Below are 19115 nucleotides of genomic sequence, written 5' to 3' on the forward strand. Positions count from 1 at the left end.
TTGCCGGAACCCCCTCCACGCCCGGACGTCCCGTCCCCCCCCTCCCCCGACGGGGTGGATCAGGAGAGTCCGGCGGGTCCGGCGTTCGTCGCGATCGAGAAGATGTAGCCGACCGACTTCATCACGAGACCGAGCACGGCTCCGGCGTCGGATCCGGTTCCGGCGTCGGGGGTGGTGGCGTCGGCGATGTCTGCGAGCATGGCACTTCCTTCGTGTCGTGTGGGCCGACCATGGGCCGGCGGCTTCCCGACTGGATCCCCCCAGTCAGTTCGTCCAATTCGTTGTCGGTGCGAAACAGATTCGCCAGCAACAACTTCGGGCATCCTACCGTGCCCGCTCCCGGGCCGGTGCCGCTACCCCGGCCCGAAAAGCAACTGTGCGTGAGTTTTACCCCAATCGGGGTAAAACTCACGCACAGGCGCGAAGCGCAGATCAGTTAGCTGGTGCGGACCTTGAGGCCGGGGTTGTCGGCGAGGATCGCGTTGATCGGGGTCGCGAACAGCTGCGTGCTGTCGCCGAGGACGGTGGTGACGACGGCGGCGAGTTCGCAGAACTTCAGGTCCGCGACGTTCGACGCGCTGGAGATGCCGAGGGCGCGGTCGCCGGTGACGATGGTGCCGCCGCTGTCGCCCTGCAGGGCACAGATGTTCGCGGAGAAGCCGCCGCGCAGGGTGCGCTGGCCGACGCCGACGGTCTGGTTGACGGCGTTGATGGTGCCGCACGTGAAGCCGGTGGTGAGACCGGACTTGCACACCGGCGCGCCGACGACCGGGTCGGCGGTGCCGGTGATGCGCAGCGGCGACCGGCCGGGGACCCGGACCAGGTTGTTCTGGAAGCGGTGCTTGGCGGCGTCGTCGATGCGGATGATCGAGTAGTCGAGGCCGTCGAGGTGGGTGCGGGCGAAGGTGCCGATGTGCGGGCCGAAGGTGCCGTCGGTCGGCATCTGGAACACCTGGGTGCCGGGGGCGCCGCGGTTGGGGTCGCAGTGCCCGGCGGAGATGTTCACGGTGCGGCCGGAGCCGTCGGTGCCGTTGAACCCGAGCGAGCAGCGGAAGGCGCCTGCCGCGTTCTCCGCCGCGTACGAGTCGCCGCCGAACAGCGCGTCGGCGGGGGCGCCGCCGTTGTCCACGGCCTGCGGGGCCACGGACCCGAGCGCGGGCTGCAGTGCGAGCACGGCGCCCTGCAGGAAGTCGGGCAGCTGCAGGCCGCCGAGGTCGACGGTGTCCGCGACCCGCAGCACCAGGTTGTTGTTCACCACGTCGACCGCGGCGCCACCGACGAGGTCGGCGAGCGGCTTCGGCAGCTTCGCGATCCAGTCCTGCGCCTTGGTCAGCTGGTCGTGCAGGGCGCGCTCGCTGTGCGGCAGGTCCTTGACCGTGTACCCGGCGTCCTCGACGGCCTTGCGCGCCGCGTCGGCGTCCTGCCCGGAGGCGAGCCCGATCAGCGGAACACCCGCCTGGTCGAGCCAGGCACCGGCGAAGGTGTCCGGGAACTTCGCGCGCAGATCGTTCGCGAACGCGACCAGCTTCTGCCCGGCCTCCGCCTTCTCCAGGTACTGCTCGGGGGTGAGCCCGAGGTCCCGCTGCACCGCCGCGACCAGGTCCTCGGGGAGGGTGGTGGTCGGCGCCTGCGCGGCCGGTTCGGCGTGCGCGAGGGCGGCGGGAGCGAGCAGGAGCAGGGCGGCCGAGCCGATCATCGCGGCACGGCGCGCGCGGATGCTGCGCATGGGGACCTTCCGGGTCGGTGACGTGCAGTGTTCGGAACCTGCACAGTGCAGTCGGACATGCGAACACGACTCGAGCACCGTGGGTGGTCGCGTCGAATGCCCCTGACTATATGGCCTCGGGTGGCGTTGCCGCACCGTCTCATCCATTTCGCGACGGATGTCGGGATCGGCACCGCCGGTGCTGGTGCGACGGCGGGTCAGGCGGGTGCGGGCACCGACCGCACCCGCAGGTCGGCGCCGAGGGCGGCACCGGCGCGGTCGACGACCTTCTCGATCGGGATGCCGATGCTCGCGGTGCCGCCGTCGAGGGCGAGGACGAGGTTCGCCTCGGTGCAGTTCGGGGCGCCGCTCGCGTTGGAGCCGGACGTGATGCCGAGCGCGCGGGTGCCGGTCAGGATCGCGCCGCCGCTGTCGCCGCTGAGGGTGCAGGTCGACCCCGCGAAGCCGCGGACCAGGCGGGAGGACCCGTCCATCATCTCCAGCGGCACGTCGACGGACTCGGCGAGCACGATCCCGCAGGTGAACGTCGACGACTGCCCCGACTTGCAGATCGGTGCGCCGACCACCGGGCGGGCGGTGCCCGTCACGGTGACGGTGGTGCCGTTCGCGCCGCGGACCGTCGGCTGGTCGAGGCCCGCGTCGACGCCCGCCCGGTTCAGCTTGATCACCGAGTAGTCGAGGCCGCCGGAGTCGATGCCCATCTCGGAGTGCGCGAAGCTGCCGACCTGCGTGCTGCGGGTGACGTCGACCGGGTTCGGCAGGTACACCGGCGAGCCCGCGGTGGCGCCCGGCTGCTCCTGCACGGGGTCGCAGTGCCCGGCGCTGAGGTTGTACGGGGTGCCGTCGCCGCCGACCGCGTTGAACCCGAAGGAACAGACACCGATCTGCTCCGGCGTCGTCGCCGCGGACATCGGCTGCGCGGTCGTCACGTAGGTGTCGCCGCCCTGCGGCCGCGGATCGACCGGGCCGCCGCGGTCGGGGGACAGGACCACCTGCAGGCCAGCGAGCAGGGTCGGCAGGTTCAGTGCCTGGCCGATCGGGCTGTTCACCACGTCGATGACGACCTGATTGTTCAGCACGTCCACCGAGGTGGAGTTGATCTGCGAGGAGATGTCCTTCGGCAGCGCGGTGATCCACTCGTTCAGCTGCGCCCGCGCGCCCTCCAGCTGCCGCTCGGACACCGCGGCAATGTGGGTGCCGTACCCGTCGCTGGCGACCTGCTGAGCGGCCTCGGTGGAGGTGACGGCGACGATGGGACGGCCGTCGGTCGCGATCCAGGACCCGGCGAAGGTGTCCGGGGCGGAGGCCCGCAGCTCGTCGGAGTAGCTGCTGAGCCGCTGCGCCAGCTCCGCGCGCTGCAGGTACTGCTGCGGCGTCAATTTCAGGTCCCGCGCGATGGCCTCGACGAGTTCGGCGGGCAGCTGCTGGACGTGCTCCTCGCTGACCAGGCGTTCACCCGGTGCGGCCTGGGCGAGTGCGCCGGCCGTGAGAAGTGAGGCAGAGGCCAGGATGGCGGCGCGCAGCGCCAGCGGCAGACGCATGAAAACCCTTCTGGAGGCGATCGAGACGGGGGACAGCGCCCCACCATAGGGGAAACCGGGGGACGGTGTCCGTCGGTGCAGGTGGCGGGGTTTCGGTCAGGATGCGACGGGGCCCTTGTCGTCGGGTTCGGGCTCCGGTTCCGGTTCCGGTTCCGGCGCGGGTGCCGTCGTGGTCATGGTGGTGGTGGTCGTCGTGGTGGTGGTCGGGGCGACGGTGGTGGTTGTGGTGGTCGTCGGCGGCACCGTGGTCGTGGTGGTTGCGGTGGTCGTCGTCGGGCGCGCCTGCGTCGTCCTGGTCGGTATCGACGGCCGGGCGGTTGCGGTGGTCGGCGCCGGTGCCGCGGTGGGCAGCGGCTCCCAGGTCGTCGGCGCCGCCGGGGCGACCGCGACCTCGGCGGTCGACACCGGGACCGTCGACGTCCGCCGCGGGGTGGTCGTCGGTGCGGCGGACGCCACCGTCGTCGGCTGCGGTTCGAGATGCGGATGCGGGGTGCCCGCCGTGCCGTCGGACCCGGACAGCGCCACCGCGCCGACGAGTGCCGCAATGACGAGGGCAGCGCCGACACCACCGGCGACCATCGCCGCCCGGTTCCGCGGCTCCCCGGCCGGGGCGGTCACCGCCGTCACCGGTGCCGCCTGCGCGGCGGGCTGCACGGTCCGCCCGGGCCCGGCCTCGGTGAACGCGGTCGGCGTCGCGGGCGGCGGCACGGCGGGCAGTGAATCGGTGTCCGCCTCGGAGTCACCGGCGGCGATCGCACCCGCAGCGGCACCGACGCCGGCGGCGCCGGCGATCGCGGGCACCCCCGCGCCGCCCGCCGCGAGGATCGCCGCACCGTGCGTGGCCGTCCGACCCGGATGGGGTGCGGTCACCGCAGGCGCGGGCAGCGCCTCCGCCAGCGCCGACAGCAGCGGGATCGCGGCGCCCCCGCCGGTCAGCAGGACCGCGGACACCGCGGCGGGGTCGAGGTCGTGCGCCCGCGCGGTCTCCGGCACCAGCGACAGCGCCCCCTCGAGCGGCCCCCGCAGGATCTCGTCCAGGTCGGCGCGGGTGAGGGTGACCGACGCGCCGCCGCCGACCGGCACCGGCACCACGACCTCGGTCGCCGTCGACAGCTGCTCCTTCGCGGTGCGGCAGCGCGCCCGAACCCGGTCCAGGTCGGCGCGGGTGGCCGGGTCGGCGGGGTCGATCGGGCCGAGGTACGCGTCGGCGGCGCCGAGCACATGCTCGGCGATCATGCGGTCGATGCCGTCGCCACCGAACCGGGCGGCGAACGTCGACGGCGGGAGCAGCAGCGGGGTGGCACCGGTCCGCACCAGCGACACCGTCACCCCGGCCGCGGCGAAGTCGCACACCGCGACGACCGCGCCGTCGGCCGGGTTCCGGTCGGCCTGGTACCACCGGACCGCCGCCGCGGCGTCCGGGACCAGCATCACCGCGGACAGCCCGGTCCGGTCGAACGCGGCGCGCTGCGCGGCAACCAGGGTCTCGCTCCACCGCGCCGGGTGGGTCGCGACGACGGTCGGGTCCGCGGGCAGCCCGGGGAAGTGCCGGACGGCGGTCGCCAGCAGGCTTGCCGTCGCGGTGGCGACCAGGTCCTCGGCGAGGTACCCGGTGCCGTCGGCGCCGGCGACCGCCTCGGCGTCGCCGACGCGGGCGACGAAACCGCTCAGCACCCCCGGCTCGTCTGCGGGTGCGCCGAGGGTCGCGGCGGTCGGGGACACCCGCAGGGTCGCGGGCTCCACCAGCACCGGCGGGTCGGCCAGCGGCGCATCCGAGGCCTGTACGACCGCGACCGCCTCGGTACTGCCGACACCGAGCCCGATGCCGTGTCCGACCGTCATTTCCCTGCCCCATCTCCTCGGTGAGCCGACGGGTCACAGTATCGGCCGCCACTCGGCTCGGGCAGCGGGCACCGACGGATCGCCCTACGCTCAAGTCGACCGCCCCGCGCGGGGACGGCCAACGAGCTTGGAGCGTCGATGAGTCGAGCGGTTCCCCAGCCCCTGCAGCGGCCGCTCGACGCGGCGGCACTGTTCCTGGTGGTGACCGTCGGGCCGGGCCGGGCCGATGCCGACACCGCGGCGGGGGTGGCCGCCGACATCGGGTCGCTGGTGCGGGCCGTCGGATTCCGGGAGCAGCGGGGCTCGCTGCACTGCGTCGTCGGTGTCGGCTCCGAGTTCTGGGACCGGCTCGGCCACCCGTCCCGCCCGGCGGGCCTGCACCCGTTCGAGCCGGTGACCGGGCCGCGGCACCGGGCGCCTGCCACGCCGGGGGATCTGCTGTTCCACATTCAGGGGTCGCGGGCCGACCTCTGCTTCGAACTGGGCAGGCTGATCCGATCCGCGCTGGGCGGATCCGCCACCGTCGTCGACTCGGTCAGCGGCTTCCGCTACTTCGACGCGCGCGACCTGCTCGGGTTTGTCGACGGCACCGAGAACCCCACCGGACCGGACGCCGCGACCGCCACCCTGATCGGGGACGAGGACGCCGAATTTGCGGGCGGCAGTTACGTGATCGTGCAGAAGTACCTGCACGACCTCGACGCGTGGACCGCGCTGCCCGCCGACGAGCAGGAACGGGTGATCGGCCGGACCAAACTCGACAACGTCGAACTCGATGAGCTGCCGTCGAACTCGCACGTGGCCCTGAACACCCTCGTCGACGCGGACGGCACCGAGCGGGAGATCCTCCGCGCGAACATGCCGTTCGGCAGCCTCGACCGCGGCGAGTTCGGCACCTACTTCATCGGGTACGCGCGCACCCCCGCGGTGACCGAGGAGATGCTGCGGCGGATGTTCCTCGGCGACCCGCCGGGCAACCACGACCGGATCCTCGACTTCTCCACCGCGGTGACCGGGTCCCTGTTCTTCGTCCCCAGCGTGGGCACCCTCGACGCCCTCGCCGACCCGTCCGCCTGCGGCGCCGCCCCGGCCGAGGCCCCGTCCCGCTACGCACTGTCCCTCGACATCGGCGATCTCAAAGGAGTGTCCGGATGACCGAATCGAACAACCTGCACCGTCAGCTCGCCCCGGTGACCGAGGCCGCGTGGCAGCAGATCGGGGAGGAGGCGGCCCGGACCTTCAAGCGGCACGTCGCGGGCAGGCGCGTGGTCGATGTCGCCGGGCCGGAAGGCTATGCGTACTCGGCGCACAACACCGGCCGGGTCACCTCGATCGACGTGTCGGACAACCGGATCCGCGCGCAATTACGCGAGGTGCATCCGCTGGTGGAGTTGCGGTACCCGTTCACGTTGAGCCGCGCCGAGATCGACGACGTCGAGCGCGGCTCGCTGGACTCGGACTGGCAACCGGTCAAGGATGCGGCGAAGGCGATCGCGTTCGCGGAGGACCGGGCCGTGTTCGCTGGCTACCAGGCGGCCGGGATCCGTGGGCTCGGCCCGTCGTCGTCCAACCCGGTGCTGCAACTGCCGTCGGATCCGCTTGCGGTGCCCGATGCGGTGGTGTCGGCGCTGTCGGCGCTGCGGCTGGCCGGGGTGGAGGGCCCGTACGCGGTGGTCCTCGACGCCGAGTCGTACACGGCCGTCAGCGAAACCCGGGACGAGGGGCACCCGGTTTTCCACCATCTCAAGGACCTCGTCGACGAGATCGTCTGGGCGCCCGCGGTCCGCGGCGGCTATGTGCTGTCCACCCGCGGCGGCGACAACCAGCTGACCCTCGGGGTTGACCTATCGATCGGCTACGACAGTCACACCGCGACCGAGGTAACGCTGTATCTCGAAGAGTCGCTGACGTTCTCGTCGCTGACCGCGGAGGCGGCCGTCGTCCTTGCCCGCTGAGTCAACGATTGGCGGTCGTCACCTTGCCGACGAACACCTCGAACTTCTGCAGCCAGTCGGCGACGAACGCGGCGGTGCCCTGGTCGGTGATCTCGCCGTCGGCGGTGATCAGGCCCTCGGTGAACTGGATGTACGCCTCGGGCTGCGCGAGCTCGGGCGAGTTCACGAAGGACAGGATGCTGCGCAGATGCTGCTGCGCGACGGCGGTCCCGATCTTGCCGGGCGAGGCGCCGATCACCGCGGACGGCTTGTACGCGAAGGAGTTCTGGCCCCACGGGCGCGACCCCCAGTCGATCGCGTTCTTCAACGCGCCGGGAACCGAGCGGTTGAACTCGGGGGTCACGAAGATCAACGCGTCGACGGCGGCGATGGCCTCCTTGAGTGCCAGGCCCTCCGCCGGGTAGTCGGCGTCGTAGTCGTGGTTGTACAGCGGCAGGTTCCCGATCGGGATCTCCTCGAGCGTGAGGGAGGTGCCCGCGCTGAGGCGCTGCAACGCCTTCGCGAGCCTGCGGTTGATCGAGACCGTGGACAAACTGCCGATGAACACGCCAACCTGATACGACATCGGGTCACCTCTCGCCGATCGCGTCGGAGCAGCCGCGGGTATGGTGCCCGAGCCTACGCGCCGTGCCCCATCGCCCGCAGCATGGACAGCATCTCGGCCCGGGACTGCGCGCCGAGACGCCTGCGGATCCGGGCGACGTGATGCTCGACTGTCTTCGCCGAGATGAACAGTCGCGCACCGATGTCCCGGTAGGTCAACCCGGTCACCAGCAGGCGGGCGACATCGGATTCGCGTTCGGTGAGCGCGGCACCGATCTCCCGTGCCGCCGCCGGGGTTCCCGACGCTGACTGCACCGGACGCAGCCCGCGCGCCACCTGCAGCAGTGCGGTCGCGGTCGCGGTGTCGGTGACCCGCAGCGCCGCCTCGCTGGCGAGCCGGGCACCGTCCCAGGGCAGGCCGATCGCGCCGAGCCCGATCGCCGCCGCCGTCACCTCTTCGGCGGCGGTGTCGCCCTGCAGGACGCGGAGCCAGGCGCGACCGGCCCGCGCGAGTCCGGCCGCGTAGGCGCTGGACTCGGCGGCGATCCCGAGCGCGTTCGCGTGCGGCACCAGGTCGGCGGGGGACTCGGTGAGGATCGCCGCCTGCACCCCGTACCAGTGCAGCGGGGCGCCCCAGAGCACGGGTTCCCCGAGCCGGGTCAGCAGGTCCCTGGCCTGGTCCACCAGGTGTGCGATCCGCCCGATCTCGTCGAGTCGGGCCGCGCCGAGCCACAGTTCGCCGAGCGGCAGCAGGCTCAGCAGGTCCACCGAGTGTTCCGCGACCGCGGTCTCGGCATCGTCCCAGGACCGGCGCAGGGTGCCGATGTCGCCCCTGCGCCGCGCGATGCCGACCCGCAGGGCCGCCGCGAACAGCGCGTCCCGCGGGCGGAGTCCGGCCGCGGGCAGGGCGTCGACGGTGCGGTCCGCGGCGTCCAGGTCGCCGTGCAGCATCGCCACCCACGCGGTCAGCAGCCGGTGTCGGTCGCCGTGCACGGCGCCCTCCTCGTCGCCCTCCATCGCGCGCGTCAGCACGGCCGTGGCGCGTCCCAGCTCGCCGCAGTGCATCGCGGCGAGCGCCGTCAGCGCGGCCCCACTGTCCGGCAGCAGCCGGGTGCGGGCGGCGGCGGACAGGGCAACGCCGCGTGTGAGTGCGTTCAGCGCGATCGGTGGGGAGCCCTCGATGGACAGTCTCAGGCCTTGGGCGAGGAGGGTTTCCGATGCGGTGACCGAGGTGGGTGGGGCACCGGTGGCGGCGCGGGCCGCCGCGGCAGCGGACTCGGGGCGTCCCGCCGCGAGCAGCACGAGCTCGGCGAGCGGACCGTCGGTGCCCATCCGGTCCGTTCCGAGCCACTCGTACAGGTCGGCGCTGCGCACCAGCATCCCCTGGAGGGCGGCGACGCCCGCCGCGATCCGCACCGCGGCGGCCAGGTCGGCGGCCGATGCGGTCCCGGACCGCTCCAACAGTCCGTCGGTGAGCCGCGCCGCGGTCTCGAGGTCACCGGCCAGGCCCGCGGCCTCGGCGCGGCGCAGGATCAGCGGCTCCGGGTCGGCGCCCGCCCACACCGCCTCCTGGTACAGGGCGGTGGCCAACCGGGGGTGCGCGAGATCGGCTTGCCCGCAGAGGTAATCGGCGAGATCCGGATCGGTGACGCCCGCCGCGGCGAAGGCCCGCGCCGCGGGCACGTCGAGGGTGCCGAGGGCGTGCTTCGCGCGGAACGCGTCCAGGTGTAGCCCGGCCATCCGCTGCGCGCCGAGCGCGGCCCGCAGCGGCTCGACCGCCGACACCAGCACGGTGTCGGCCTGCTGCAGCAGCCCGCAGCCCCGCGCCCGCTCCACCAGGTCCCGGCTGCCGTCGACGGTCAGGCCGAGCACCCGCGCCAGCTCGGACCCGTCGAGGCCGCTGCCGGTGGTGGCAACGGCCAACGCGCACAGCAGGTCCGGGTCCAGGGATGCGATCACCTCGGCGTGGCAGGTGGCGACCGCGGCGGCGATCGCCCGTTCCGCGGGCAGCGGGGAGGGGCCGCCGGTGAGCGCCATGAGTGCGGCGTCCACGCAGCGCGGCAGCCCGCCGGACAGGCGGTGGATCACCCCGATGAGTTGTGTCGGAAGGGTCGCGCCGAGAACGGTTTCGGCCCGCATTGCGATCTCGCGGGTGGTCAGGGCGCCGAGCGGGACGGTGCCGTCCAGTGCCGCCGCGAGGGTCCGCAGCCCGGGATGGCCCGGGCGCGGTTCGGTCGCGACGACCACGGTCACATCCGGCCGGGACGCCAACCCGGTCAGCGCGGCAAGGCCCGACGCGGACAGCAGGTGGGCGTCGTCGACGACCACCGCGCCGCCGGGCGCGGGGTCGTCGGTCACCGCGGTCACCACCGGACCGGGAACTCGGTCCCGGACCAGCGCGAGCAGGGCCGACTTCCCGGTGCCGGACACGCCGCGCACCAGCAGATGCGGGTGACCGGTCCGGACCGCCTCGAGCAGGCCCCGCACGGCGGGGGTCGCGACGGTGGGCGCGGGACGCACCAACTGGTCCGGCATGCGCTGCTCCCTCACTGGTTCCCGAGCAGGCCGCCGACGACCCCGCCGACCCCGCCGACCACGCCCCCGACCACCCCGTCCACCCCGCCGACGACCCCGTCGACGACGCCGCCCACCCCCTCGCCGACCCCGGTCACGGCCCCACCGACGCCCTGACCGACGCCGTTCGCCACCTCGCCGACCCCGGTGCCGACCCCGGTCGCGACCTCACCGGCGCCGGGCCCGGGCCGCGGCGCCGGAGCGGGTGCGGGTGCAGGTGCCGGTGCGGGCGCGGGCGCGGGTGCGGGGGCCGGACTGTTGGCCGCGGGCGGTGCCGCGGGTGCGGGCGCCCGCCCACCCGGATCGGCGGCCCGAGGGGTGGCGGCGGGTGTGCCTGCCACCGTCACGGCCTGCACGGATCCCGTCGATCCCGCGCCCGGCTCGGCCTGGCCGGTGACCGAGCGGGTCGGGTGCGCGGGACCCGACCCGGTGGCGGCTGCCTGCCCGGTTCCGGACGGCGCGGCGGCGTCGGACCCGGTGGTGGTGCGCGTCGCGGGGGTGCTCCCCGCGGTCTGAGGGTCCGCCGTCGAGGAGAATCCGACTGTGCCAAGGGATAACCCGGCCGCGGTGAGCGCAATCAGCGCGGCCGCGGCCGCGGAGACCAGCGCCGCCTTCTTCGGGGTGCTCAGCCCGCTGCCGCTGCGCGGGTGGGACCGCGTCGCCTGCGCCGCGGGCGGGGCCGGGGTGTCGTGCAGCGCCGCATCGAGCACCGCGAACACGGCGGTGTCGGTGGCCGCCGGCGTTGCCGCCGCCCGCTCGGCCGCGAGCATCGCCGCCCCGGCGGCGGCGGTGAAACCCGGGTCGGTGTCCGCCACCACCGGCAGACGCAGTGCGGCCGAGAGGATCTCGGTGACCAGGGGGATCGCGGAGCTGCCGCCGGTGAGCAGCACGGTGCCGATGTCGGACGGTTCGAGTCCCGCGCCCCGGACCGCCTCCTGCACGAGGGCAACCGAATCGGTGATCGGCCCGCGGATCAGGTCCTCGAGTTCCTCCCGCACCAGCCGCACGTCCCGCCGCGCACCGGGCAGATCCACGGTGATGACGGTGACGGTGTCCGCCGACAGCGCCTCCTTCGCGAGCCGGCACCGGGACCGCAGTTCGGAGAGTGCGGCGACCGACTCACCGGCAAACGGGTCAATGCCGTCGATGCTGCCCGTCAGCCCGTCCAGCACGTAACTCAGTGTCGTGTGGTCGAATTCGGATCCCGAGTAGTCCTCGGACCGCAGCGGGGTACCGAGGATGCCCGGCTGCTCACCGGCATCGACGACGGTGACGTCGAGCGAGCCCGCGCCGAGGTCGTAGACGATCACCGGCGCCTCGGCGGATCCGGGGCGGGTGCGGTGCAGCCACGCGGCCGCCGCGAGCGGCTCCGGGACAAGATCCGCACCGGGCAGGCCCACGCGGTCCAGGGCCGCGGCGAGGGAGTTCGCCTGGTGTCCCGACCACACCGCCGGATGCGCGGCAACGACCGCGTCCGCCGTCGGAAGTTCGTCGGCAAGGCACCGCATCGTGGCGGCGACCAGGTCCTCGCCCGCGTGCGCGGCGCCGTCCTCGGCGATCAGTGCGACCGGATCACCGACGCGGTCCGCGTACCCGACGATCACCCCGCCGTCGCGGCACCCGGTCGGCGGGAGGAGGGCCGGGCCGTCGCCGGAGAGCAGCAGCGCGGTCGGTGCGACCAGCGCGGCGCCGCGCTCGCCCTGCCCGCGATCGTCGGTGACGGCCACCGCATTCGCCGAACCGACGGTCAGTCCGAGTCCTGTCGCCATGGTCTTCTCCCGTGTCGTAGGTGCCGGTGCCCCGCGGCCCCGTCGGGACCGATTCGGGGGTCCCAGGGGGCGGCGCACGGGGGTCGCCGATGCTTGCAGTGTCGTCAGACAACCGGGTTTCGTTACCGGGTGCACGACCATATCCGCAGTTGAGGGGCCTTTCCCCGATACCGGTGCAATCCCCTATCCGCCCCACCCCCCATGCGGCCGCCGCGCGGGGGGACTCGACCCCGTTGGGTGGACGCGTCCCGCTGCCTAGCGTCGAGAGGGTCACTTCCCAGGTGGATGCACTGCCGCTCCACACGACCCGTCAGGAGTCCGACATGGCCACCAACGCGCTGCTCGATTTCATCCTCAGCCTGCTGCGCGACGACGAGGCGCGGGCCGCGTACTGCCGGAACCCCGACGCGGTGCTGGCCGCCGCCGGGCTCGGTGACGTGTGCCAGGCCGACATCGCCGCCGTCGCACCGCTCGTCGCCGAATCGGGGCTGTTCGCGGGGGCGGGGACCGAGCTGACCAGCATCCTCGGCGCGGGCGGCGACGTGGCGGGCGGCGTTGCGGGCGGGCTGGGCGGCGGGCTGGGTGGCGGCCTCGGCGCCGGACTGGGCGGCGGGCTCGGCGGCGGACTCGGCCTGGGTGCCGGCGCCGGGCTCGGCCTCGGCGCTGCCGCGGGCGGCGGCCTCGGTGGCAGCCTCGACGTCGGCGCCGATCTCGGTGCGGCCCTCAGCGCGGCACTCGGCGCGGCGCTGCAGGTCGGCGGGCAGATCGGTGCCGATCTCGGTGCTGCCCTGGGTGCGGCCCTTGACGTCTCCACCGGACTCGACCTCTCCACCGGACTCGGCATCGGCGGCGCCGTTGATCTCGGTGCCGAGCTGGCCGCCGCCCTCGGCGGTGCGCTTGGCGTCGGCGCCGACCTGACCGCCAGCCTCGAAGGCGCGCTCGGGGGCGCGCTCGGCGCGATCACCGACCTCGATCTTGGGGGCGCGCTGGACCTGGGCACGGTGCTCGGTGCGGCGTTCGGGGTCGGCGGCGACCTTGGCGCCGAGCTCGGGGCCGCGCTCGGCGGCGTCCTCGGTGGCGCGGTCGATGCGGGCGGCGGCCTCGGAGCAGACCTGACGTCGCTGCTGTCCGGTGGGCTCGACCTCGGTGCCGGCCTTGGCGCCGCCCTCGGCGGTGCGCTCGGGGTCGGGGGCGAGTTGTCCACCGTCCTCGGCGGCGCCCTGGACGCCGCGCTCGGTCTCGGCGGCGGCATCGACGGAATGCTCGACCTGACGGGCGATCTCGGCGGCCTGATCGGCGGCGACCTGACCGCGGCGTTGAGCGGTGCCCTCGGCGGGGCGCTCGGTGCGGGCGGGGATGTCGGTGCCGATCTCGGGGGTGCCCTCGGCGGCGTGCTCGGCGCGCTGGTGAACGCGGGCGGCGGCCTGGACGTCGACGGCACCCTCGGCCTCAGTGGCGACCTGGCAGGCGCGCTCGGGGGCGCCCTCGGCGTCGGCGGCGGGTTGACCGCGGAACTCGGGACGGCCCTCGACGCGGTCCTCGGTGCGGGGGGACTCCTCGACCTGGGCGCGGGCGCAGACCTGGGCGCGGGCGCCGATCTTGGTGCGGGCCTGAGCGGCGTACTGAGCAGCGCCCTCGGCGCGGGGGGCGTGGCTGGCGCGGATCTCGGGGCCGCGCTCGGCGGGGTCCTCGGCGGCGCACTCGGTGCTGGCGGGGAACTCGGCGGCGTCGTGGACAGTGCCCTCGGCGGTGGACTCGACCTCGGTGGCGCGTTGACCACCGCCCTCGACGGGGCCCTCGACCTCGACGGCGGTCTCGTCTCGGACCTCGGTGGGACGCTCGGCGGCGCGCTCGGCGCTGGCGGACTGACCGAACTGGACCTGTCGGGGCTGCTCGGTGTCGGCGGCGACCTCACCACCGACCTCGGGGTCGGCGGCAGTGCCGGGCTGGATCTCGGGGCCGCGCTCGGCGCGGGCGGGGAGGCCGGAGCCGGGCTGGGTGGCGCGCTCGACGCGGTGCTCGGGGCCGGTGGAGGCCTGGACGGCGCGGTCGGCGGTGTCGTCGACGCGGGCGCCGGGCTTGCCGGCTCGGTCGGCACCGCGCTCGGTGGCGCCGTCGACGCGGGCGGCAGCGCAGGCGCGGGCGTCGACGGCGCGGTGACCGGGGCGGTCACCGGTGGGATCGACACCGTCGCCGGGCTCGGTGAGGGGCTGACCGCGGGCCTCGGCGGCGGGCTGGGCGGACTGATCAATGCGGGGACCGGCCTCGGAGCGGGCCTGGCCGGGACCGTGTCCGGGGTCGCCGATGCGGGCGCCGGGCTCGGGGGGACCGTCTCGGGCCTGGTCGACGCGGGCGGCGGGCTGGACGTGGCCGCGGGCCTCACCTCGGGGCTGGATGCCGTCGCCGATGGCGGCGTCGCGGGTGATGCGTCCGGATCCGGGGCGGTGTCCGGTTCCGCCGAGCTCGCCGGTGCCGCGTCGGGCGCCGCGGGCGTCGGCGCCGATCCGATCGCTGGCGCCGCCGACGCCGTCGGCGCGTCGAACGCCTGGACGTCGGTGGACGCGTCGAACGTCTTCGGCGCGGAAGCCGCCGGATCCGGTGACGGCGGGCTGTTCTCCGCCGGGGACAGCCTGTTCGGCGACGACCTCGCGCCCGTCCACGGACTGCCGGAGGTCGGCGTCACCGACGCGGACCCGCTGCACCCCTGATCCGCGCCGGTGTAACGAAATCGGCCCCGCACACGGTGACACGCGTGCGGGGCCGGTCTTCGCGGAGAGAAGTGTGAGTCGGTTCAATGGACAACGCATCCGGCACGACGGTGCCCTCGGCGCAGGCGACGACGCACCTGGTCGGACTGCTCGACGAGGTCGCGGCGATCGCCCGCGCCGCGAACCGCGCCGACCTGACCGCCCGCCTCGCGGGCGCCCGTAGTCGCCTCGTCGATCCGCGGATGCGGGTGGTGGTGGTCGGGACCCTCAAGCAGGGCAAGAGTCAGCTGGTGAACGCCCTGCTGAACCTGAACGTCTGTTCGGTCGGTGACGACGAGACGACCGCGGTGGCGACGGTGCTGCAGAACGCGCAGGCCCCCTCCGCCGAGCTGGTCCTCGCGGAGCCGGGACTCGACCCGGTGCGGGTCCCGGTGCCCCTGGACGAGCTGGCCGCGCTGACCCCGTCGACGCCGCTCGCCGCGGGCCGCGAGGTGCTGCGCGTCGAGATCAGCGTGCCCAGCCCGCTGCTCGCGGACGGGCTGGTCCTTGTCGACACACCCGGCGTCGGTGGTCACGGAAACCCTCACGCGGCAAGCACTCTCGGGCTCCTCACCGCGGCGGACGCGGTCCTGGTGCTCTCCGACGCCAGCCAGGAGTTCACCGAGCCGGAACTGGCCTTCCTGCGGCAGGTCCGCGCGCTGTGCCCGGCGGTCGCCTGCCTGATCAGCAAGACCGATCTGTACCCGCACTGGCGGGCGATCGTCGACGCCGACCGCGGGCATCTGGAGCGGGCGGGCTTGGCGGTGCCGCTGATCCCGGTGTCGTCGCTGCTCCGCAGTCATGCGCTCCGGCTCCGGGACGACGACCTGCACACCGAGTCCGGCTTCGCCGCGCTGTACGACTTCCTGCGCGAACAGGTGCGCACCCGCACCGAGGCCGCCACCCGGCGCGCGGTCGCGCTCGACGTCCGGTCGGCCGCCGAACATCTCAGCCTCGGACTCGGCAGTGAGCTTGCCGCGCTGCGGGATCCGGCGAGGGGAGCGGCGGCGGTCGCGGAACTGCAGCGGGCGAAGGCCGCGGCGGAGGACCTGCAGAAGAAGTCGTCGCTGTGGCAGCAGACGCTCGCGGACGGGATCGCCGATCTGGCCGCTGACATCGACCACGATCTGCGGGACCGGCTGCGCCGCGTCACCAGGGAGGCGGAGGAGACCGTCGACGAGGGCGACCCGGGCAAGGACTGGCCGCAGCTCGGTGAGTGGTTGCAGGAGCAGGTCGCCACCTCGATCGGCGACAACTTCGTGTGGGCGCACGACCGGTCGGTGTGGCTGGCGGAGGTGGTTGCCGGGCACTTTGCCGACGCGGGTGCCGTCGCCCTGCCGCACCTCGACGTCGCCGACCTCGACGGCGTCCTCGAACCGGTTGCCTCCCTCGCGGATCTGGAGTCGGGTCGGATCGGCATCACCCAGAAGGTGCTGGTCGGCATGCGGGGCTCGTATGGCGGGGTGCTGATGTTCGGCCTGATCACCACGATGATGGGGATGGCGCTGGTGAACCCGATCTCGGTCGGGGCGGGTCTGCTGTTGGGTACCAAGGCATATCGAGAGGACCGGGAGGGCCGGGTCCTCAAGCGCCGCGGCGAGGCCAAGATGGCGATCCGGCGGTTCGTCGACGACGTCAGTTTCCAGGTGGGCAAGGAGTCGAAGGACCGGCTGCGGCTGATCCAGCGGGCGCTGCGGGACCACTTCGCGGCCATCGCGGAACAGACGCTGCGGTCCCTCGCGGAATCGCTGCGATCCGCGCAGGAGGGGGCGAATCTGGCCAGCGCCGAACGCGCCAGGCGGATCGCGGAACTCGAGGACGGGTTGCGGGTGCTCACCCGCGCCCGGGAGGCGATCGCTGGGGACGGCGCGTGAGTGCCGCGGCGCTGCCCGCCGCGCGGGACCTGATCGCCGCCGCCCGCGACGTCAGCGGGCGGCCGGCGCGGGCCCAGCTCGACGACTGCGCCAGCAGGCTCGAGGAGCCGTTGCGGGTCGCGTTGGCCGGGTCGCTGAAGGCCGGCAAGTCCACGCTGCTCAATTCGATTGTCGGGCAGGATATCGCGCCGACGGATGCGACCGAGTGCACCCGCGTGGTGACCTGGTACCGCGGCGGCGTGACGCCGACCGTCACTGCATGGGATGAGCGGGGCCGCACCGTCAACGTGCCGGTGCAGCGCCGCGACGGCAGCCTCACCTTCGACCTCGGCGATCTCACGGCGACCGACGTGGACCGGCTGGAGGTGGAGTGGCCCGCGCGCGCGTTGACGCACACCACCATCATCGATACCCCCGGCACGTCCTCGCTGTCGACGGACGTCTCGGCCCGCACCCTGCGGATGCTGACCCCGGAGGGGTCAACCTCCGGCGCGGACGCGGTCGTGTACCTGCTGCGGTCCCTCGGCGCATCCGACGTGCGGTTCCTCGGCCAGATCGGGGCGCACGTCGGCGGCGAGTCCGGCCCGCTCGGCGTCGTCGGTGTCGTGTCGCGGGCGGACGAGGTCGGGGCGGGTCGGATCGACGCGATGACGTCGGCGAAGGAGGTCGCCGCGCGGTTCGCGACCGAACTCGAACGCACCGGGTTGTGTCAGGCCGTGGTGCCCGTCGCCGGACTGCTCGCACTGGGGGCCCGCACCCTGCGCGAGAGCGAGTTTGAGGCGTTCCGCGCCCTCGCGGCGGTCCCGGCCGACGACCTTCAGATCGCGATGCTCTCGGCGGACCGCTTCGCGCGTCCCGACAGTCCGCTGCCGGTCCCTGCCGAATTGCGAACCCAACTGGCGGATCGGTTCGGGCTATTCGGGATTCGACTCGCCGTTGCCCTGATCAAGCTGGGCGCCCGGGATTCCCCGACCCTCGCCGCCGACCTCGTCGAGCGCAGCGGGCTGAACGAGTTGCGGCAGGTCATCGACGTCCAGTTCGGGCAGCGGGCCGACCAGCTGAAGGCGCATTCGGCGTTGCTCGCGGTGGAGCGGGTGCTGGCCGCCGAGCCGGGGGCGGCGGCGGCCGGGGTCCGTGGCGGGGTCTCGAGGGCGCTGTCGGACACGCACGGATTCCAGGAGATCCGACTGCTGGGCAGGCTCCGGTCCACGCCGCTGGCGCTGTCGGAGGAGGACGCCGGACACCTGCAGCGGCTGATCGGCGGCGGCGGAATCGCGGCACACGCCCGGCTCGGTCTCGACCCCGACGCCCCGATCGCGCAGCAGCGCGCTGTTGCCCTCGGGGCCGTGCGCTACTGGCGCGCCAGGGCCGAGCATCCGCTCGTCGACCGGTTCACCGCCCGCGCCTGCGCCGCCGCGGCCCGCAGCGCCGAGGGCGTGCTCGCCGACCTTCCCTGACCAGCGCCGCCGCGGTGTTCGCGCTGCTCGGGCCCGGTGTCCGTGCCGGGATGTCACAGAAACGCGAGCTCGTTCACCGTTCGCATTGCGTAGTGTCTGACGCTACAGTCGCCACGGTCGCCGTCGTTCGGGGGCGACGAAGCCGGGGGTGGCAGCTGTCGGTGGATGCCGCCGTCGGAAGGTCGTCATGTCGCACGAGATGCATCACTTCTCCATGGGAGTGTGGGTTCTTTTTCTCGCCTATGCCGTGGCGGTGGTCGGCTCACTGGTCGGGCTGATCTGCGTCCAGGCCGCGGCGTCGGCGAGCAGTCGCGCGCTGCGCTGGCGTTGGATCGGGTTCGCCTCACTGTCGATCGGCGGCGTGGCGATCTGGCTGATGCACTTCATCGCGATGACCGGCTTCGACCTCCCCGGTTCGCCGGTCCGCTACGACCTGACCCGGACGCTGCTGTCGGTGCTGCTTGCCGTCGGAGCGACCGGATTCGGGCTCGCGGTAGCCGGATCCGGTGGGTCGCGAACGGTGCGCATTGTGCGCCTGCTGATTTCGGGAGTCGTGATGGGGCTGGCCGTCAGCCTGATGCACTACACCGGAATGTGGGCGATCCGGATCCGCGGATCGATCGACCACGACCGCGGCTACGTGATCGCGTCGGTCGTGATCGGGGTGGTCGCGGCGACGGCGGCGCTGTGGTTCTCCCGGGTAGCGACCCGGTGGGTGTTCCAGATCCCGGCCGCGCTGGTGATGGGCCTCGCAGTCGTGTCCCTGCACTACACCGGCATGGCCGGAGTGCGGGTCCAGGTGGACCCGACGGCGGCTCTCCCGTCCGGAACCTCGGTGTCGGCGTTGCTGTTTCCCGCATTCGGTATCGGCATGCTGATCATCGCGGCCGCCGCGGCCGCGGTGCTGATGACGCCGTCGAAGACCGACCTCGCGCTGGACGCGGAGATCGCGCGCTGGGAGGAGCCGGTACCCGATCGTGCGGATCTGTTTGCCGGCAAGTGACTGGCGTCGAGTGCTTGCGGAAGAATCTCGCCGGGCTTGACCGGTTAAGTGCCTGATAAGCAGCGGATTTCGTTGGACAATCGC

13 protein-coding genes are annotated in these 19115 nt (G+C 73.6%); 6 read left to right on the forward strand and 7 right to left on the reverse strand.

Annotation, left to right across the window (positions count from 1 at the left end; all coding sequences use genetic code 11):
- Nucleotides 1-59: 59 nt before the first annotated feature.
- The 4 genes from ACWF62_RS13355 to ACWF62_RS13370 form a co-directional block, all read right to left on the reverse strand.
- A complete protein-coding gene (locus ACWF62_RS13355) occupies nucleotides 60-200 on the reverse strand; it encodes a hypothetical protein (protein WP_378571410.1) in 141 nt (46 codons plus the stop codon).
- 236 nt (nucleotides 201-436) lie between these two features.
- Entirely contained in the window at nucleotides 437-1726 is a 1290-nt protein-coding gene (locus ACWF62_RS13360) for a S1 family peptidase (protein WP_378508957.1), read from the reverse strand.
- Between the two features lie 197 nt (nucleotides 1727-1923).
- Nucleotides 1924-3267 carry a S1 family peptidase gene (locus ACWF62_RS13365; RefSeq protein ID WP_452630299.1) on the reverse strand — a complete coding sequence of 448 codons (1344 nt, stop codon included), beginning with the start codon at nucleotides 3265-3267 and terminating at the stop codon, nucleotides 1924-1926.
- A 96-nt stretch (nucleotides 3268-3363) separates the two neighbouring features.
- Nucleotides 3364-5109 carry an Hsp70 family protein gene (locus ACWF62_RS13370; RefSeq protein ID WP_452630300.1) on the reverse strand — a complete coding sequence of 582 codons (1746 nt, stop codon included), beginning with the start codon at nucleotides 5107-5109 and terminating at the stop codon, nucleotides 3364-3366.
- A gap of 138 nt (nucleotides 5110-5247) precedes the next feature.
- Between ACWF62_RS13370 and ACWF62_RS13375 the strand changes: the two genes are divergently transcribed.
- Complete coding sequence (locus ACWF62_RS13375; protein WP_378571418.1) at nucleotides 5248-6264, forward strand: Dyp-type peroxidase; 1017 nt, start codon at nucleotides 5248-5250, stop codon at nucleotides 6262-6264.
- Entirely contained in the window at nucleotides 6261-7064 is an 804-nt protein-coding gene (locus tag ACWF62_RS13380; RefSeq protein ID WP_378571420.1) for a family 1 encapsulin nanocompartment shell protein, read from the forward strand. The genes ACWF62_RS13375 and ACWF62_RS13380 overlap by 4 nt, the downstream gene beginning before the upstream one ends.
- Before the next feature lies 1 nt (nucleotide 7065).
- On the opposite strand, the gene ACWF62_RS13385 is transcribed toward ACWF62_RS13380, so the two are convergent.
- Genes ACWF62_RS13385 through ACWF62_RS13395 form a run of 3 tightly spaced genes read right to left on the reverse strand, consistent with a single transcriptional unit; the run spans nucleotide 7066 to nucleotide 11950 of the window.
- On the reverse strand, nucleotides 7066-7629 hold the full coding sequence (locus ACWF62_RS13385; protein WP_378571422.1) for an NADPH-dependent FMN reductase: 564 nt from the start codon (nucleotides 7627-7629) through the stop codon (nucleotides 7066-7068).
- A 53-nt stretch (nucleotides 7630-7682) separates the two neighbouring features.
- Complete coding sequence (locus ACWF62_RS13390; protein WP_378571424.1) at nucleotides 7683-10142, reverse strand: LuxR C-terminal-related transcriptional regulator; 2460 nt, start codon at nucleotides 10140-10142, stop codon at nucleotides 7683-7685.
- A gap of 11 nt (nucleotides 10143-10153) precedes the next feature.
- Nucleotides 10154-11950 (reverse strand): Hsp70 family protein, encoded by a 1797-nt coding sequence (locus tag ACWF62_RS13395; protein ID WP_452630302.1) that lies wholly within the window; start codon nucleotides 11948-11950, stop codon nucleotides 10154-10156.
- 323 nt (nucleotides 11951-12273) lie between these two features.
- Here ACWF62_RS13395 and ACWF62_RS13400 point away from each other — a divergent pair, with 323 nt between their 5' ends.
- The 4 genes from ACWF62_RS13400 (at nucleotide 12274) to ACWF62_RS13415 (ending at nucleotide 19031) form a co-directional block, all read left to right on the forward strand.
- The gene (locus ACWF62_RS13400) at nucleotides 12274-14658 is read left to right on the forward strand and encodes an IniB N-terminal domain-containing protein (protein ID WP_452630303.1); all 2385 of its coding nucleotides are present in this window, start codon (nucleotides 12274-12276) and stop codon (nucleotides 14656-14658) included.
- A gap of 86 nt (nucleotides 14659-14744) precedes the next feature.
- On the forward strand, nucleotides 14745-16571 hold the full coding sequence (locus ACWF62_RS13405; protein WP_452630304.1) for a dynamin family protein: 1827 nt from the start codon (nucleotides 14745-14747) through the stop codon (nucleotides 16569-16571).
- On the forward strand, nucleotides 16568-18028 hold the full coding sequence (locus ACWF62_RS13410) for a dynamin family protein (RefSeq protein WP_378571432.1): 1461 nt from the start codon (nucleotides 16568-16570) through the stop codon (nucleotides 18026-18028). Before ACWF62_RS13405 ends, ACWF62_RS13410 begins: the two co-directional genes overlap by 4 nt.
- A 187-nt stretch (nucleotides 18029-18215) precedes the next feature.
- Entirely contained in the window at nucleotides 18216-19031 is an 816-nt protein-coding gene (locus tag ACWF62_RS13415) for an MHYT domain-containing protein (protein ID WP_452630305.1), read from the forward strand.
- Nucleotides 19032-19115: the final 84 nt, after the last annotated feature.

The sequence above is a fragment of the Rhodococcus sp. NPDC054953 genome, assembly GCF_053609225.1.

Excerpts from the sequence above, each read along its gene's own strand:
- ACWF62_RS13390 (WP_378571424.1), bottom strand. The coding sequence starts at position 10,142 with ATGCCGGACCAGTTGGTGCGTCCCGCGCCCACCGTCGCGACCCCCGCC.
- ACWF62_RS13370 (WP_452630300.1), bottom strand. The coding sequence starts at position 5,109 with ATGACGGTCGGACACGGCATCGGGCTCGGTGTCGGCAGTACCGAGGCG.
- ACWF62_RS13380 (WP_378571420.1), top strand. The coding sequence starts at position 6,261 with ATGACCGAATCGAACAACCTGCACCGTCAGCTCGCCCCGGTGACCGAG.
- ACWF62_RS13365 (WP_452630299.1), bottom strand. The coding sequence starts at position 3,267 with ATGCGTCTGCCGCTGGCGCTGCGCGCCGCCATCCTGGCCTCTGCCTCA.
- ACWF62_RS13405 (WP_452630304.1), top strand. The coding sequence starts at position 14,745 with ATGGACAACGCATCCGGCACGACGGTGCCCTCGGCGCAGGCGACGACG.
- ACWF62_RS13360 (WP_378508957.1), bottom strand. The coding sequence starts at position 1,726 with ATGCGCAGCATCCGCGCGCGCCGTGCCGCGATGATCGGCTCGGCCGCC.
- ACWF62_RS13415 (WP_452630305.1), top strand. The coding sequence starts at position 18,216 with ATGTCGCACGAGATGCATCACTTCTCCATGGGAGTGTGGGTTCTTTTT.
- ACWF62_RS13385 (WP_378571422.1), bottom strand. The coding sequence starts at position 7,629 with ATGTCGTATCAGGTTGGCGTGTTCATCGGCAGTTTGTCCACGGTCTCG.
- ACWF62_RS13400 (WP_452630303.1), top strand. The coding sequence starts at position 12,274 with ATGGCCACCAACGCGCTGCTCGATTTCATCCTCAGCCTGCTGCGCGAC.
- ACWF62_RS13355 (WP_378571410.1), bottom strand. The coding sequence starts at position 200 with ATGCTCGCAGACATCGCCGACGCCACCACCCCCGACGCCGGAACCGGA.
- ACWF62_RS13375 (WP_378571418.1), top strand. The coding sequence starts at position 5,248 with ATGAGTCGAGCGGTTCCCCAGCCCCTGCAGCGGCCGCTCGACGCGGCG.
- ACWF62_RS13395 (WP_452630302.1), bottom strand. The coding sequence starts at position 11,950 with ATGGCGACAGGACTCGGACTGACCGTCGGTTCGGCGAATGCGGTGGCC.